The organism is Streptomyces olivochromogenes, from assembly GCF_021538895.1.
Classification (GTDB): domain Bacteria; phylum Actinomycetota; class Actinomycetes; order Streptomycetales; family Streptomycetaceae; genus Streptomyces; species Streptomyces olivochromogenes_A.
In genome coordinates this window covers 144032-160492 of record NZ_JADDRL010000003.1, presented here as the reverse complement: position 1 = coordinate 160492, position 16461 = coordinate 144032, and the positions used below count along the sequence as shown (strand labels likewise).

General features: G+C 73.3%; 5 protein-coding genes. All 5 read left to right on the top strand.

The annotated features are described in order from the left end of the window. Positions 1-135: 135 nt before the first annotated feature. The 5 genes from IPZ69_RS02540 (at position 136) to IPZ69_RS02520 (ending at position 16439) form a co-directional block, all read left to right on the top strand. Positions 136-1029 carry an AraC family transcriptional regulator gene (locus IPZ69_RS02540; RefSeq protein ID WP_235451969.1) on the top strand — a complete coding sequence of 298 codons (894 nt, stop codon included), beginning with the start codon at positions 136-138 and terminating at the stop codon, positions 1027-1029. Between the two features lie 341 nt (positions 1030-1370). Beyond that, positions 1371-1634: an acyl carrier protein gene (locus IPZ69_RS02535; RefSeq protein WP_235451968.1), complete on the top strand. Its 264-nt coding sequence runs from the start codon at positions 1371-1373 to the stop codon at positions 1632-1634. Beyond that, complete coding sequence (locus IPZ69_RS02530) at positions 1621-2475, top strand: thioesterase domain-containing protein (RefSeq protein WP_235451967.1); 855 nt, start codon at positions 1621-1623, stop codon at positions 2473-2475. The genes IPZ69_RS02535 and IPZ69_RS02530 overlap by 14 nt, the downstream gene beginning before the upstream one ends. 29 nt (positions 2476-2504) lie before the next feature. Beyond that, positions 2505-9095, top strand: a complete 6591-nt coding sequence (locus tag IPZ69_RS02525) for a type I polyketide synthase (RefSeq protein WP_235451966.1) — start codon at positions 2505-2507, stop codon at positions 9093-9095. 81 nt (positions 9096-9176) lie between these two features. Continuing rightward, positions 9177-16439: a beta-ketoacyl synthase N-terminal-like domain-containing protein gene (locus IPZ69_RS02520; RefSeq protein ID WP_235451965.1), complete on the top strand. Its 7263-nt coding sequence runs from the start codon at positions 9177-9179 to the stop codon at positions 16437-16439. Positions 16440-16461 lie beyond the last annotated feature (22 nt).

Genomic DNA, 16461 nt, shown 5'->3' with positions numbered 1-16461 from the left:
TCACGGCATGAGCGCGTGAAGCACGGCATGGGTGCGTGTTGACTTTTGTGTGCACCAGAAGTGACCTGGCACCGGGCGACCGCCTCTATCATTGAACCCTCAAGTGGCCATTGAAAGGTCGATCCCGGAACGTTCATGGTCGATTTCGCATCGTTACGGATCCCCGTCATCCCCTACTCCCCCGCCTGCCGACCGCGCCTCGGCCTGGCGACGACGACCCTGGGCGAGCTGCGCGGCACGGTCTCCGCGGACTTCCGCTCCGCCCCGCACCGGCTGGACTTCCACCAGATCGTTCTGGTCACGGAGGGGGCCGGGAGCTACTCGATCGACTCCACCCGATTCCCGTGCCGTCCGGGCACGTTGCTGTGGACCCGGCCGAACCAGGTGGTCCAGTGCTTCGCGCCGTCCGGCATGGACGCCGACGTCGTGATGTTCACGGAGAACTTCCCGCTGCGGATGGGTGCCCGAACGGGGATGCTCGACGATGTGCTGCGCCCCTCCCACTGGCAGCTGACGGACAACGAACACACGGCGCTGCGCGGGGTCCTGAGGCTTCTTCAGGAGGAGTTCGAGCGGCCGGACCGGGGCCGGGGCCAGGAGCTCCTGAAGCATCTGCTGGCCGTCGTCCTGCTCCACATCGACCAGACGTGCCGGCTCCGCCACAAGGACACAGAAACCGACACCTTCGGCGGCGACCACGGCGAGCTCTTCCTGAAGTTCCGTGACGAACTGGACCGTTCGTACCGCTCCACCCGGCTGGTGGAGGACTACGCCGCCGCCCTCAACTGCAGCACACGCGCCCTGGCCCGGGCCTGCCGCGCCGTCGCGGGCACCTCGACCAAGGACGTGATCGACGCCCGGGTCGCCCTGGAGGCGCGCCGCCTCCTGGTCCACACGGACCTGCCCCTGAGCGCCATCGCCCGGCAGCTCGGATTCTCCGAAGTGACCAACTTCGGCAAGTTCTTCACGCGACGGGTGAATTCGACCCCCGGCGCCTTCCGGCGCGAGGCGCAGGCACGCCACCTGTAGTAATCCGGCGCCGCTCCTCGACCCTTCACCCGCCGGACACATTGGCCGTGCGCAGGTCCACGTCCGTCAACCCGGATTTCTTTCCACTCTCCGGAAGAGCGGTTGTTCGGGATTCGGGAACGTGGCAAGACTGTGGCCTGCGTGCTTCGGGCGGCCACTCCGAAGTCTTCGGCGAACCAGCGAACTAAATGTCTGAACCATTGATGCCCCATTGGGCTCCGTTCAGGGCGACGACAACTTACTGATGAGTTGCTGTTCTTGTTACCCGCGGTATTCGCAGGAAATGGCGTGCCTCTCAAATCCCGGGGCATTCCCGCGTTCTCAGGGAAGGACGACCGACCATGGCCGTAGTGACCGCTCGTGAGGCCGAGGACTGGCTGATCGAGAAGATCGCCCACCGTCTGGGCGTGGCGACCGGCGAGGTCTCGCGCGAGGTGTACTTCGACGAACTGGACCTGGACTCGACCGAGGCGCTCATCCTCGCCGGGGAGATGGAGAACTGGCTCGGTTTCGAGCTCAGCACGACGACCCTCTGGTACCACCCGACGGTCAAGGAGCTGGCGGCCTACATAGCCGAGGAAAGCGCGCAGCGTGCGGCCGCGTGACGTGCCGCCGCCGGTCGCCCGGGCGTTCCGCGCCGCCGCCCCCGGCCACCGGACGGTGTACGTCGTCCACCCCGGCGCGCTCGCGGCACAGGTGTACCGGGGCCTGGCGGACGCCCTGCCGGAGGGCGACGGGCTGACCGTGCTCGACCTGGGTGCCGTCCCCGCCTACGCGGAGGCGGCGCTGACCGGCGGGCGGGCCGCGACGACCGTGGAGGCCCTGGCCCAGGAGCTGTTGGGCCACCTGGAGCCGATGCCCACCGCGTACACCCTGGCGGGCTGGTCCTTCGGCGGTGTCCTGGCGCTCGCCATGACGGGGGCGATGCCCGCCGAGCGCCGGCCGGAGCGCCTGGTGCTCCTGGACAGCATCGCGCCCACCGAGGAGTACAAGCAGCCCGACGACGCGCTCGAACCCGAGCTGCTGCTCGGCTGGTTCGCCATGTACCTGGGCGCGAAGCGGGGCCGCTCCGTCGTACCCGACCCGGGCGCGCTCGCCGGGTGCGGCACCGACGAGGGCCTCGCCGCGGTGCTCGACGCGGCGGTCGCCGCCCGGGCCCTGCTCCCGGAGACCCCGCTGCCGGGCCTGCGCAAGCTCTACGAGACCTATGTCGACGGGCTGTTGCGCAACAACCGCCTGACGGCCCCGCACCACCCCTCCCCCGCCGCACTCCCCCTGGTGCTGGTGAAGGCCGAGCGCAGTCTCGTCCCGGGCGATCCCACGCTCGGCTGGCAGCCGCTCGCCCCGCACGGACTGACCGTGCAGGTCTGTCCGGGCGACCACTACACGATGCTCAGCCGGCCCGACTCGCTCGACGTGATCGCACCGTTGCTGCACGCCGTCTGACCGTCCCCGTCCGACAAGAGAGCCTCGCCGTGAACGCTTCGAACCCCGCCGACCTCGATCGCCGACTGGCCAAGGATCCGGTCGCGATCGTCGGACTGTCCGCTCTGTATCCCAAGTCCCGCGACCTGCGCGAGTTCTGGACGAACGTCGTCTCGGCCGCGGACTGCGTCGAGGACGTCCCCGCGACCCACTGGGACGTCTCGCAGCACTACGACTCCGACCCCGCCGCACCCGACAAGACGTACTCCAAGCGCGGTGGCTTCATCCCCACCGTCCCGTTCAACCCGCTGGAGTTCGGGCTCCCGCCCAACACCCTCGAAGTCACCGACGTACTCCAGCTGTTGAGCCTCGTCGTGGCCCGCGACCTGCTCAAGGACGCGGGCGCCGACCAGGGCTGGTACGACGCCTCGCGCACCGGCGTCGTGCTCGGCGTCACCGGCGCGAACCAGCTCACCCAGCCGCTCTCCGCCCGTCTGCAGACGCCGGTCCTCAAGGAGGTCGTCCGCAGCTGCGGACTGTCCGACCGGGACGCCGACGAGATCGCCGAGAAGTTCAAGCTGGCCTTCGCACCCTGGGAGGAGAACTCCTTCCCCGGCATGCTGGGCAACGTCGTGGCCGGCCGCATCGCCAACCGCCTCGACCTCGGCGGCACCAACATGACGATCGACGCCGCCTGCGCCAGCTCGCTCGGCGCGGTGAAGGCCGCCGTCAGCGACCTGCTGGAGCGCCGCTCGGACACGATGCTGGTGGGCGGCTGCGACGCCGAGAACACCATCTTCATGTACCTGTGCTTCAGCAAGACGCCCGCCTTCTCCAAGTCCGGCCGCATCCGCCCCTTCGACGAGAACGCGGACGGCACCCTCATCGGTGAGGGCATCGGCATGCTGGCGCTGCGCCGGCTCGCCGACGCCGAGCGGGACGGCAACCGGATCTACGCCGTCCTGCGGGGCATCGGTTCGTCGAGCGACGGCCGCTTCAAGTCCATCTACGCCCCGCGCAAGGAGGGGCAGATGGCAGCCCTGCGCCGGGCCTACGAGGACGCGGACGTCACCCCGGACTCGATCGAGCTGTTCGAGGCGCACGGCACGGGTACCGCGGTCGGCGAGGCGACCGAGCTCTCCGCGCTCTCGGCGGTGGTCTCGGAGTTCACCGAGGACCGGCAGTTCGCCGCCGTCGGCAGTGTGAAGTCGCAGATCGGCCACACCAAGGCGGCCGCCGGCGCGGCCGGGATGATCAAACTGTCGCTCGCCCTGCACCACAGGCTGCTGCCGCCGACGATCAACGTGGAGCGGCCGAACCCCGCGATCGACTGGCCCACCAGTCCGTTCTACGTCGGCACGCACACCCGGCCCTGGATCCGCGACCCGCGCCGTCCTCGGCGCCGGGCGGCCGTCTCGTCGTTCGGCTTCGGCGGCACCAACTTCCACCTGGTGCTGGAGGAGCACGGGGACGGGGACGACCTGCGGGTGATGTTCCCCGTGAGCCGCGTTCATCTATGGCATGCGCCTGACATGGATGAGCTGGTCCGGGCAGTGGAGGGCGGTGCGGAGCCCGCGTCCGACCGGGCTCCCGCCGACCACCCGCGGCTCGCCCTGGTCGCCCGCACCGAGGCGGAACTCGCCGAGCTGCGCGCCCTCGCGGCCGCCCAGCTGCGCGCACGGCCCGCGGCCGAGGCCTGGTCGCACCCCAAGGGCCTCTACTTCGGCCGCTCGGCCGCCGCCACGGGCAAGGTGGGCGCCCTCTTCGCCGGACAGGGCAGCCAGTACGTCGAGCCCGGCCGCGCCGCGGTGCTCGCGCTGCCGCCGCTGCGGGCGGCCTTCGACCGGGCCAACGCCGCGTTCGGGGAGCACGCACGGCCGCTGTCCCGGGTGGCGTTCCCGCCGCCGGCCTTCGACGAGGTGACCCGCGCGGCCCAGGAGAGCGAGCTGCGCCGCACCGAGTACGCCCAGCCCGCCATCGGCGCGCTGGCGGCCGGCCACTACCGCTATCTGACCGGGCTCGGCTTCGACGCCGACGGGTTCCTCGGGCACAGCTTCGGCGAGCTGGCCGCGCTGTGGGCCGCGGGCGCCGTCGACGACGACACGTACTTCGCCCTGGCGCGGGCCCGCGGGGCGGCGATGGCGCCGCCGCGGGGCGCCGGATCCGAGCCCGGCTTCGACGCCGGTGCCATGGCCGCCGTCACCGCGCCCGCGGAGCAGGCGAGCCAACTGCTCTGCGAGCACCCCGAGTTGATCGTCTGCAACCGCAACGCCCCCGACCAGATCGTGGTCGGCGGTGCCACCGAGGCCGTGGAGCGGTTCGTGGAGGCGGCGGGCGCGGCCGGCGTGCGGGCCCTGCGCCTGCCGGTGTCCGCGGCCTTCCACACCCCCTTCGTGGCCCACGCGGTGGAGGAGTTCGGACGCCGGGTCGCCGAGGCCGGGATCGGCGCGCCGCGCCGTCCGGTGTTCGCCAACTCGCCCGGAGCCGCCTACGGTTCGGACGCCGACGCCAACCGGCGCACCCTGGTGGAACAGCTCGTCAAGCCCGTCGAGTTCGCCGACCGGGTCGAGGAGATGTACGCGGCGGGCTTCCGTACGTTCGTGGAGTTCGGCCCGAAGGGCGTGCTGACCCGGCTGGTCGACCGCATCCTCGGCGAGCGCGAGCACTACGCGGTGCAGCTGGACCCGGGCAGCGGCGGTGACGCCGACGTCGCCCTCAAGCGCGCGGTGGCCCAACTCGCGGTTCTGGGCCTTCCGTTGGCGGCGGACGACGGCTATGCCGCCGAGCCGCCGGCCGTCGAGCCCGTCAAGGGCATGACCGTGCCACTCAACGGCATCAACCATGTGCCCGACGCCCGCAGGGCCGCGTATCGCGAAGCCCTGGAGAACGGCTACCGGGTCGAGCGTCCGGGCGACTCCCCGTCGGACCCGGCCGCGCGACCCGTCCACACGGACCGGCCGGCCGAGGCCACGCCGCCGGTACCACGGGCCGCGAAGGCCCCCCTGCCGGTGCCGGCCACCGGGACGGCCGTGGCCGAGCGGCCGCGGGCCGCGCAGCCGGTGCCGGCGGCCCTGTCCCTCCCCGAAGACGTCCTGGAGAGCGAGCCCGTGGCAGAACATCACCCCGCCCCCGTCCCCGACCCCGCGCAGGCCGAGGATCGGCTGTCCTCGCTGATCGCCGACCACCTGGCCCTGCACGACGACTATCTGAAGGGCCAGCTCAGCAGCGCCCAGCGCATGATGGGGCTCCTGGAGCGGGCCGACGAGCAGGGCCGGGTCGACTCCGTGATCCAGGGCGTGGCCTCCGTCAAGGAGCACGGGCTGGCCATCGGGCGCACGCATCTGCGGGCCAACGAGATCCTGCGGGACCTGGCGTCGTTGGAGCTCGGCGCGGGCGCACCGGCGGACTCCGCCGCTCCGGTCGCCGAGCTGCCCGTCGCGACTCCCGTGACCCCGGCCGTCCAGCCGGGCGCGACCGTCGCACCGGCGGCGCTCGCCCAGGGTCCGACCGCCGCCGCACCGATGGCGCTCCCCGAGGCCACGGTCACCGCCACCCCGATTGCCCCGCCCACCGCTGCCCCGGCGGTGCACTCCGAGACCCCGGCCACTCCCGCTCCCACCTCCGCCGCGCGGCCGACATCCTCGGTCTCGGCGGACGACGTGTCGGCGGCCCTGCTCGACGTGGTCTCCCAGAAGACCGGCTACCCGGCGGAAATGCTCGACCTCGGCATGGACGTGGAGGCGGACTTGGGCATCGACTCCATCAAGCGCGTCGAAATCATGGGCCTCCTCCAGGAACAGTTCCCCAGCCCCACCCCCGTCGGCCCCGAGCAACTCGCCGAACTGCGCACCCTGAACGAGATCGTCGGCTTCGTGCTCAGCCTCGGCGGCACGCCGGACCCCGCACCGGCCGTCGCCTCCGCCCCGGTCATCGGCATCAGCACCGAGGCCGTCACGGCCGCCCTCCTCGGCGTCGTGTCGGAGAAGACCGGCTACCCGGCCGAGATGCTCGACCTCACCATGGACGTCGAGGCCGACCTCGGCATCGACTCCATCAAACGCGTCGAAATCATGGGCCTCCTCCAGGAACAGTTCCCCAGCCCCACCCCCGTCGGCCCCGAACAGCTGGCGGAGCTGCGGACGTTGGGTGACATCGTCGGGTTCGTCACCGGGATGACCGGGGCCTCCGAGACATCCGAAGCGGTCGTGCAAGAAGCGTCCTCGCCCGTCGCGTCCCCGCCCACCGCCCCCGCGGCGATCGGCCGGGGCCACGCCGCGCTGCTGGATCTGCCGCTGCCGGACCGGCTCCTCGGGGGCTCGCCGCAGGGTGCGAGCGCGCTCGTCGTGGACGACGGCAGTGAGGTCGTCGAGGCCGTGGCCGCCCGGCTGGGCACGGAAGGCTGGCGGGTGCGGGTGCTGCGCCTGCCGGGCGTGCCGCAGCGCGTCGAGGGCGCGACCGACCTGCCGCTGACCGGCTGGGGCGCCACCGAACTCGCCTCCCGAATCGAGGAGTTGGGTGACGAACCGCCGCACCTGGCCGTCGTCTTCGCCGCCGCGGACGACCTGCCGTGGGCCGAGGGTGTGCGCAGGCTCGCGCACACGCTGCTCATCGCCCGGCACCTGGTCGCCCCGCTGACCGCCGCCGCGGCCACCGGTCACCGGGCCGCCTACGTCACGGTCACCCGGCTCGACGGATCCTTCGGGCTCCACGAGCTGCGCGAGGACGCGGCGCCCGCCGGCGGTGTCGGCGGGCTGGTCAAGACGCTGGCGGTGGAGGCCCCCGAGTTGTTCTGCCGCGCGGTCGACCTGGCCCCCGCGCTCGGCGCCGACAAGGCGGCCGACCTGGTCCTGGAGGAGGTGTACGACGCGGCCGCCGGCCCGGTCCAGGTGGGCCGTGACGGCACCCGGCGGGTCACCCCGACTCTCGCCCTGGACGCCCCCGCGACGGCCGGCACCCCGCTCACGCCGGACGACCTCCTGGTCGTCACCGGCGGCGGGCGCGGGATCACCGCCCGCTGCGCGGTGGCCCTGGCCGCGGCGCACCGGCCCGGCCTGCTGCTCCTGGGCCGTACCGCGCTCGGCGAGGAGCCGCGGTGGGCGCACGGGCTGAACGACGCGGGCGAGCTCAAGGCGGCGGCCGTCGCCGAACTCAAGCGGGCGGGCGAGAAGCCGACGCCCAAGCGGGTCGAGCAGCTCTACCAGGCGGTCGTCGGCGAGCGCGAGGTCCGGCGGACCCTGGCCGAGATACGGGCCGCCGGCAGCGAGGCCGAGTACCTCGCCGTCGACATCACCGACGCCGCCGCGACCGCCGCCGCCCTGGCGCCGTACCGCGAGCGGATCACCGGCCTGGTGCACGGCGCCGGTGTCCTGGCGGACCAGCTGATCTCCGCGAAGAAGGCGGCCGAGATCGAGCGCGTCTTCTCCGTCAAGCTCGGCGGGCTCCGCTCGGTCGTCGCCGCCGTGCCGGCCGAACGGCTGCGCCACGTCGTGCTGTTCTCGTCGGTCGCGGGCTTCTTCGGCAACCGTGGCCAGTCGGACTACGCCATGGCCAACGAGGTCCTCAACGCCTGGGCCACCGCTTTCAAGGGCCGCCACCCCGAGGCGCACGTCTCCTCGCTGAACTGGGGCGCCTGGGACAGCGGCATGGTGTCGCCGCAGATCAAGGCGGTGTTCGAGGAGCGGGGCATCGCCCTGATCCCGATGGAGACCGGAACCCGGCTGTTCACCGAGCAGTTCGCGCCCGAGCGGGCCGGTGACGTGGTCACCGTCCTCGGGCCGACCACCCCGCTGTCGGTGCGCGAGCACGCCGTGCCCACCGCGCCGGTCGTCCTGGAACGCGACCTGTCCGCGCTGGTGACCGAACCGCTGGTCGCCGACCACGTGATCGGCGACGCCCCGGTGCTGCCGGCCGTGGCGGCGCTGGGCTGGGCGGCGGGCGCCGTCGAGCGTCTCACGGGCCATGTCGTCTCCACGATCCGGGACTTCGCGGTGCACAAGGGCGTCGTCTTCGACGGCGGCCCGGGCACGGGCCGGTTCCGGCTCTCCGTGGACCCGACGCCCGACGAGGCCGAGGCCGACGTGTCGATCCGGTCGGTGAGCGCCGACGGGGCCGTACGACCGCACTACGCGGCCCGGGTCGTCCTGGGCGGCACCGCACCCGAAGCCGGACGGCTGTCCGGGCTGCCCGCGCTCGGCGGCGGCACCGACGCCCAGGCCTTCTACGGCGACGGCACGCTCTTCCACGGCGAGTCGCTGCGCGGGCTGCGCCGGGTGCTGGAGTCCGGTGAGGCGCGGCTGGTGCTGGAGTGCGCGCTGGCCGAACACCGGCCCGCGGGCGGCGCGTTCGGCACCGAACGGTACGCGCCCGACACCGCCGACCTGCTGTTGCAGGCCGCGCTGGTGTGGATGCGGTTGAGCCGGGACACGGCGAGCCTGCCGATGTCGGTGGCACAGGCCGACCTGTACGAGGCGCTGCCGGACGGCGAGCCCTTCGTCGTGGTGGTGGAGCCGGTGTCGGCGAACGGCACGAGCGCGACGCTCACCGTGACGGCCTGCGCCCCCGACGGACGGGTGCTGACCCGCTTCACGGGCGTTTCCCTCGTGTCCACCCCGCAGCTGGCCGCCAAGTTCGCGAGCCGCTGAGCCGACCTACGGATCGCCGGTCCCGGCGGGCGGGCTTTCCCCCGCCCGCCGGGACCCGGCACCTTGGAGGAGACAGCTGCCATGCCCAAGTTCGCGATCGTCGGAATCTCCTGCCTCTTCCCCGGGGCGGACACTCCCGACGCGTTCTGGAAGAACCTGCGCGACGGCGTCGACAGCCGCACGGAGGGCGGCCCGGAGGTCTTCGGACCGGCCCCGGACCCCCGCGACGCCGACCCCGACCACACCATCACCTGCGTCCGCGGCGGGTTCGTCACCGGTTTCGAGTTCGACCCGACCGGCTACCTGCTCCGCGCCGAGGACCTCACCCGCCTCGACCGCGTCTTCCACTGGTCCCTGCACGTGGCCCGCGAGGCGCTGCGCGACAGCGGCCACGCCGGCCGGTCCGAACTCCTCGCCCGCACCGGCCTGGTGGTGGGCGACTACTCCTTCCCCACCCCGGCGTCCGCCCGGATCAGCCTGCCCCTGGTGCGGGAGGCCGTCCTGGACGGCCTGCGCGGGTCCGGGCTCCCGGCGCCCGCCCCGGCCCCGCTGCTCGACCCGGCCGCGGTGCACCCCGCCGACGCCCGAGTGAGCGGCGCCCCCGCCCGGGTCACGGCCGCCGCGCTCGGCCTCGGCGGCCCCCGCTACGCCCTCGACGCCGCCTGTTCCTCGGCCCTGTACGCGCTGAAGCTGGCCTGCGACCATCTCGCCACCGGCCAGGCCGACCTGGTGCTGGCCGGCGGTGTCTGCGCCCCCGACCCGACGCTCATCCACCTCTCCTTCTCGGACCTGCACGCCTACCCCGGCAACGGGGTCAGCCAGCCCTTCGACGGCCGCTCCACCGGCATCCTGACCGGTCAGGGCGCCGGCATGGTCGCGGTGCGACGCCTCGCGGACGCCCTCGCCGACGGCGACCGCATCCACGCGGTGGTCGACGGCATCGGCCTGTCCAACGACGGCGCCGGCCGCCACCTGCTGGTGCCCAACCCGGCCGGGCAGCTCGGCTCCTACGAACTCGCCTACCGGCAGGCCGGGTTCGGTCCCGAGCAGGTGGACTACCTGGAGTGCCACGCCACCGGCACGCCCATCGGCGACGGCACGGAGGCCGAGTCGGTGGCCGCCTGGTTCGGTGAGCGGGGCGCGGTGCCGCCGCTCGGCTCCGTGAAGGGCAACCTGGGCCATCTGCTCACCGTGGCGGGCCTGAGCAGTCTGCTGAAGGTGATCCTGGCGATGGGGCACGGGCACATGCCGCCGACGATCGGCGTGCAGCGGCCCCTCGTCGAGGACCTGCCCGTGGTCCGCGAGGGACGCGACTGGCCGGACGGCCGTCCGGGCCCCCGCCGCGCCGCCGTGTCCGCCTTCGGGTTCGGCGGTACGAACGCCCACGTCATCCTCTCCCAGCGGGCCGAACCGGAGGAGGCGCAGCCACAGCACACCGCGTCGCAGGACGCAGCGGCTGAGCACACCGAGCCGGTGGTCCCGTCCGCCCTCGACGTCGTGGGCCTCGGCGCCCACTTCGGCACCCTGGACTCCGTCACCGCCCTCGAACGCGCCCTGCACGACGGCACGGACGCCTTCCAGCCCCTGCCCGCCCCGCGCTGGCGCGGCCTGGAGGACACCGCCGGCGGGACCCTGGAGCGCGCGGGCCTCGACCGGGGCCACCTTCCGGAGGGCGGTTTCGTCGACCGGGTCGAGCTCGACCCGGCCGACCACCGCATCCCCCCGGCAGACCTGCGCAACTACAACCTCCAGCACGCGCTCATGTCCGAGGTCGCCGACGAGGCGCTGCGTGACGCCGGCTACGACAGGGACGTACCGCCCGGTCAGAAGGCGCCCGCACCGCGCCGGATCGCGGTCGTCGTGGCGATGGAGATCGAGCCCAGCGCCCATCTGCACCTGGCCCGCCACGGCCTGGGCGACTTCCTGCGCCGCGCCTACGAGGAGGCCGGGCTGCGCCCGACCGACGAGCAGCGCGCCGCGCTCGCGGACATCGCCCGGGACGCGGTGCACGAGCCGATCGTCGCCAACGAGGTCCTCAGCTACATCGGCAACATCATGGCCGGCCGGATCTCCTCGCTGTGGAACCTGACCGGCCCCTCCTTCACCGTCTCCTCCGACGGCGCCGGGGGCGCCGAGGCCCTTCAGATCGCCCAACTCCTGCTGCTCGACGAGACCGTGGAGGCGGTCCTGGTCGGCGCGGTCGACCTGGCCGGCTCCCCTGAGCGCCTGCTGCTGCGCGGCGCGCGGCCGGTGGCCGGGGCGGGGCTGAGCTTCGGGGACGGGCAGCAGGGCGTGCGGATCGGCGAGGGCGCGGGCGCGGTCGTGGTGACCCGCCCGGGCCAGGGCGCGCGGCCCGCGTACGCGCGGGTGGACTCCATCGCCGTACGGCACTGCGCTCCGGTCGACGGCGTGCTGCCCGAGGCCGACGAGAGCGTGCTGGCCGAGGCGGCCGGGCAGGCGCTGGCCGCCGCCGGGATCGGTCCGGGCGACGTGGGCTATGTCGAGGCCCACGCGGGCGGTACGCCGGTGAGCGACCGCGCCGAACTGGCCGCGCTGGCACGGGTGTACCCGGCCGGCTGCGGTGCCGTCGCGCTCGGCAGCGCCAAGGCCCAGCTCGGGGACACGCAGGCCGCCTCGGCGCTGGCCGGGCTGCTGCGGGCCGTGCTGTGCCTGCACCACGGCCAGGTGCCCGGGGCGCCCGGCTGGCGCAGGCCCGCCGCCGAGCTGGCCGACGCGTTCGCCGCCTCCGCGCTGCATGTGCCGGACGCGTCCCGGCCGTGGCTGCGCGGCGGTGACACGAAGCGCCGGTACGCGGCGGTGAACGTCATCGGCTCCGACGGCGCCCACGGCCACCTGGTGCTGTCCGCCGACCGCACCCGCGGCGACGCCGTCCCGTCCGACTGGCGCCGGGCCTGCGCGCCGGTGCTCCTGCCGCTGGGCGCGCCGGACCTGGCGGGCCTGCTGGCCGAGGTGGACCGGCACTTGGCACTCCTGGCCGACGGTGGCGACCCCTACCGCCTGGCCCGCGCCGCCGCCGAACGGCTGCCCGGCGCCGCCCTGCGCGTCGTCCTGGTCGGCCGGGACCGTGAACAACTGAGGCAGCAGCTGGAGTTGGCGGCACGGGATCTGACCGACGCGTTCCACAAGGGCGAGGAGTGGACCACGCCGGCGGGCAGCTGCTTCGCGCCGCGGCCGATCGGTCCCGAAGGGAAGGTCGCCCTGGTCTACCCGGGCGCCTTCAACTCGTACCCCGGCCTCGGCCAGGACCTCTTCCGTGTCTTCCCCTCCCTGCTAACCCGCTTCGAGGCGGAGGCGGCCGACCCGGACCGCATGTTCCGTGCCGCCCAGCTGTACCCCCGCACCCAGGTCACGCCCGACCGGCGGGAGTTGATGGCGTTGGAGGGGCGGCTGGGCGAGGACATCCCGTTCATGCTCGCCACCGGCACCACCTTCGCGATCCTGTACACCGACCTGGTCCGCGAGCTGCTCGGCGTGCCGGCGCACGGGGCGTTCGGCTACAGCCTGGGCGAGTCCAGCATGCTGTTCGCCACCGGCGGCTGGCGGCGTTCGGCCCGCCGGGACGACCGGATCAGCGCGACCCCGCTGTTCCGCGACCGGCTCACCGGGCCCCGGCGGACGGTCCGGGAGCTGTGGGAGCTGCCGGAGGACACCCCGGACGAGGCGGTGTGGGGCAGCTTCGTGCTGCTGGAGTCCGCCGACCGCATCACCCGGGCGCTGGCCGGCCACGACCGCGTCTTCCTGACCCATGTCAACACGCCGACCGAGGCGGTCGTCGCGGGCGATCCGGCCCAATGCCGCAAGCTCATCGAGGAGTTGGGTTGTCCCTCGGCGCGCTCGCCGGTCGGTTCGGTGATGCACTGCCCGGTGGTGGACGGGGAGCTGGCCGGTCTGGCCGAGCTCAACGACCATCCGACCGGCTCACCGGGCGGTCTGGAGCTGTTCAGCGCCTACGACTACGGGACGGTCGGCGACCTGGACCGGTCCGAGGTGGCCCGGCGCATCGCCCGGACCCTGCGCGGCACCGTCGACTTCCCGCGCCTGGTGCGCACCGCCCACGACCGGGGCTTCCGCTACTTCATCGAGACGGGCCCCGGCGCGACCTGCACCCGCTGGGTGCACGACACCCTCGGCGACGCCCCGCACGTCGCCGCGCCGGTGGACCGCCGGGGCGTGCCCGCGGCGCGGTCGGTGGCCCAGCTGGCGGCCCGGCTCGCCGCGCACGGGGTGCCGGTCGACCTGGCCGCCCTGCTCGGCCCGGACCCCGTACCGGCCGCCCGGCCCGCCCGGCTGCGGGTGCCGGTCGGCGGCGGCGCGTCCATCCCGGCGCGGATCGCGGAGCGGGCCGCCGCTCTGCCCGCCCCGGACCAGTCCCCCGGCGCACGGCCGGAGCCCGCGCCGTCCGTCCGTACGGCACCCGCGCCCGTGGCCGCCGCAGTCGACGTCAAGGATGTGCGGCCCGCCCCCGTGGCGGCCGTATCGCTGGAGGTAACCGACCTGATGCCCGCCGACCCGACCCTCGACGACGCCGAGGTCATCACCTTCGACGGTGAGCCGATCGCGTTCCTGCCCTGGGCGGAGCCGGCCGCCCTCGCTCCGGCCCCGCCGGCGCCGGGCAGCCGGCCCGCGCCCACGCCCTCCGCGCCGGCTGCCGGGGCCCGCGAGAGCCACGGTCCGTCCGACGGCGCGGCCGCCGGTCTGGTGCGTGAGATACGGCAGCAGATGATGACCACCCACTCGGTGGTCATGGAGACCCAGCGCATCCTCCAGGAGCACACGCTGACCCGGATGGAGGCGCTGCTCGACGACCGCACCGCCGCGCCCGAGGCCGCCGTCGAGACGCCTGCCGCCGAGGCCACCGCCGAGGCACGTGCCCTCCCCGCACCGCCGCCCGCGCTGCCCGCACTGCCCGCCCCGAAGACCCCGGAGTCCCCGAAGTCCCCGGACGTGATCTGGGACGAACAGCAGCTCCTCGCCTTCGCCACGGGCCGCCTCGCCGATGTCTTCGGCCCGGAGTTCGAGCCGATCGACAGCTACGCCAAGCGGGTGCGGCTGCCCGCGCCGCCGTACCACTTCGTCACCCGGGTGACCGCGCTGCGGGCCGAGACCGGGGTGTACGAGCCGTCCTTCATCCGCACGGAGTACGACGTCCCCAAGGATGCCTGGTACGCGGTGGACGGCGGTGTGCCGCCGGCCGTCGCCATCGAGGCCGGCCAGTGCGACCTGCTGCTCATCAGCTATCTGGGCATCGACTTCCGCAACAAGGGTGAGCGGGTCTACCGGCTGCTCGACAGCAAGCTGGTCTTCCACGGCGACCTGCCGCGCGCCGGCCAGACCCTGCGCTACGACATCTCCATCAACCGTTTCGTCCGCCAGGGCGACACGACGCTCTTCTTCTTCAGCTACCTCTGCTACGCCGACGGCGAGCTGATCCTCGAACTCAAGGACGCCTGCGCCGGGTTCTTCAGCCAGGCCGAGCTGGACACCCCGCTCGGCGTCGTCGTCACGGAGAAGGAGCGGCAGCGGCGGGCCGCGCTGACGAAGACCTGGTTCAAGCCCCTCGCGTACACCGACACGAACCGTCTCGGCGCAGGCGAACTGGAGTTGCTGGCCGACGGCAGGCCCGGCGAGGTCTTCGGTCCGCACCACGCCCAGGACCCGGGCCTCAACCCGGCGCTCAGGCTGCCCGACGCCCGGCTGCGCATGGTCGACGAGATCCGCATCGACCGCACCGGCGGGCCGCGCGGACTCGGCGCGATCACCGCGTACAAGCGGCTGGAGCCGGACGCCTGGTACTTCGCGTGCCATTTCCCCGACGACCCGGTGCTGGCCGGCTCGATGGTCGCCGAGGGCGCGGTCCAGACGCTGCAGGCCTATCTGCTGCACCAGGGCATGCACCTCGTCCTGCCGGACGCCCGCTTCCAGACGATCATCGGGCTGGAGACCGAGGTGCAGGTGCGCGGCCAGATCACGCCGCAGCACCGGGAGATCCGGTACGAGATCGAGGTCATGGAGCTGACACTGCTCCCGCGGCCCTCGGTGATCGCCGACGTCCTGGTGTACCTGGGCGACAAGCCGGTGATCCGGATGCGTGACTTCGGCATCCAGATCCGGGAGAAGGACGGCACGCCGTACCGGCCCCCGCTCGGCGGTGTCCCCGGGTTCCTCGGCCGCCGCAACCGCGACGGCGAGCCCGCGATGATCAACGAGCTGCACCTGGCGCACGCCGCCAAGGGGGACCTCGGGACCGCGATGGGCCCGGAGTTCGACGTCTACAAGGAGAGCCGGGCGCCGTACATCCCCAACGGGGACTTCCAGTTCGTGGACCGGATCATGCGATTCGACGGCACGCGGGGCGAGTTGAAGCCCGGCGCCGAGATGGTCACGGAGTACGACTCGCCCGCCGACGCCTGGTACTACGGCGACAACTCCCACCCGCACATGCCGAACTGCGTCTACATGGAGACGTCCCTTCAGGCGGCGATCCTCCTCGGCTACTACCTCGGCGCCACCCTCAAACAGCCCGAGACGCAGTACTCGATCCGCAACCTCGACGGCACGGCCACCCTGGTCAAGGACATCGACCTGCGGGGCCGGACCATCCGCCACCACTCGACGCTGCTGATGACGAGCGCCGTGCAGGGGGCCGTCCTGCAGAACTTCCGCTACGAACTCTCCGCCGACGGCGAGGTGTTCTACACCGGCGAGTCCCTCTTCGGGTACTTCAGCGAGGCGGCTCTCGCCAACCAGGTGGGCCTGGACAACGGCACGTACGTGGCGCCCTGGATCGAGCAGGCCAAGCCGTCCGGCGTACGGCGCATCGAACTCCCCGACGACGCGCCGCAGTTCTCCGGCGGCCTGCCCTTGCCGGGCGGCCACTTCCACCTCGTCGACCATGTCGACCTGGTCGAGGACGGCGGCAAGCACGGCAAGGGCTATCTGCACGGCCGGCGCCGCATCCGCCCCGACGAGTGGTACTTCGACTGCCACTTCCACCGCGACCCGGTGATGCCCGGCTCGCTCGGCGTGGAGGCGATCCTCCAGGCGCTGCGCCTGTACGTGCTGGAGCAGGGGCTGGCGCAGGGGATCGGGCGCCCGCGCTTCGCGCTCGCCACGGACGTCCCCATGAGCTGGAAGTACCGGGGTCAGATCCTGCGCCACGACGGCGAGCTGTTCTTCGACGCGCACGTCAAGGAGGTCCGCCGGGACGGCGAGCGGCTGGTCGTGATCGCCGACGCCGACCTGTGGAAGCCGGGACTGCGCATCTACGAGCTCACCGACGTGGCCATCGAGGTCCGTCCCGACGACACCCGCGACCAGGCCTGACCGGGCCCGAGGAGACGACCCC

Bases quoted from the DNA above. Each gene is read 5' to 3' on its own strand.
- IPZ69_RS02540 (WP_235451969.1), top strand. From the start codon at position 136: ATGGTCGATTTCGCATCGTTACGGATCCCCGTCATCCCCTACTCCCCC.
- IPZ69_RS02535 (WP_235451968.1), top strand. From the start codon at position 1,371: ATGGCCGTAGTGACCGCTCGTGAGGCCGAGGACTGGCTGATCGAGAAG.
- IPZ69_RS02520 (WP_235451965.1), top strand. From the start codon at position 9,177: ATGCCCAAGTTCGCGATCGTCGGAATCTCCTGCCTCTTCCCCGGGGCG.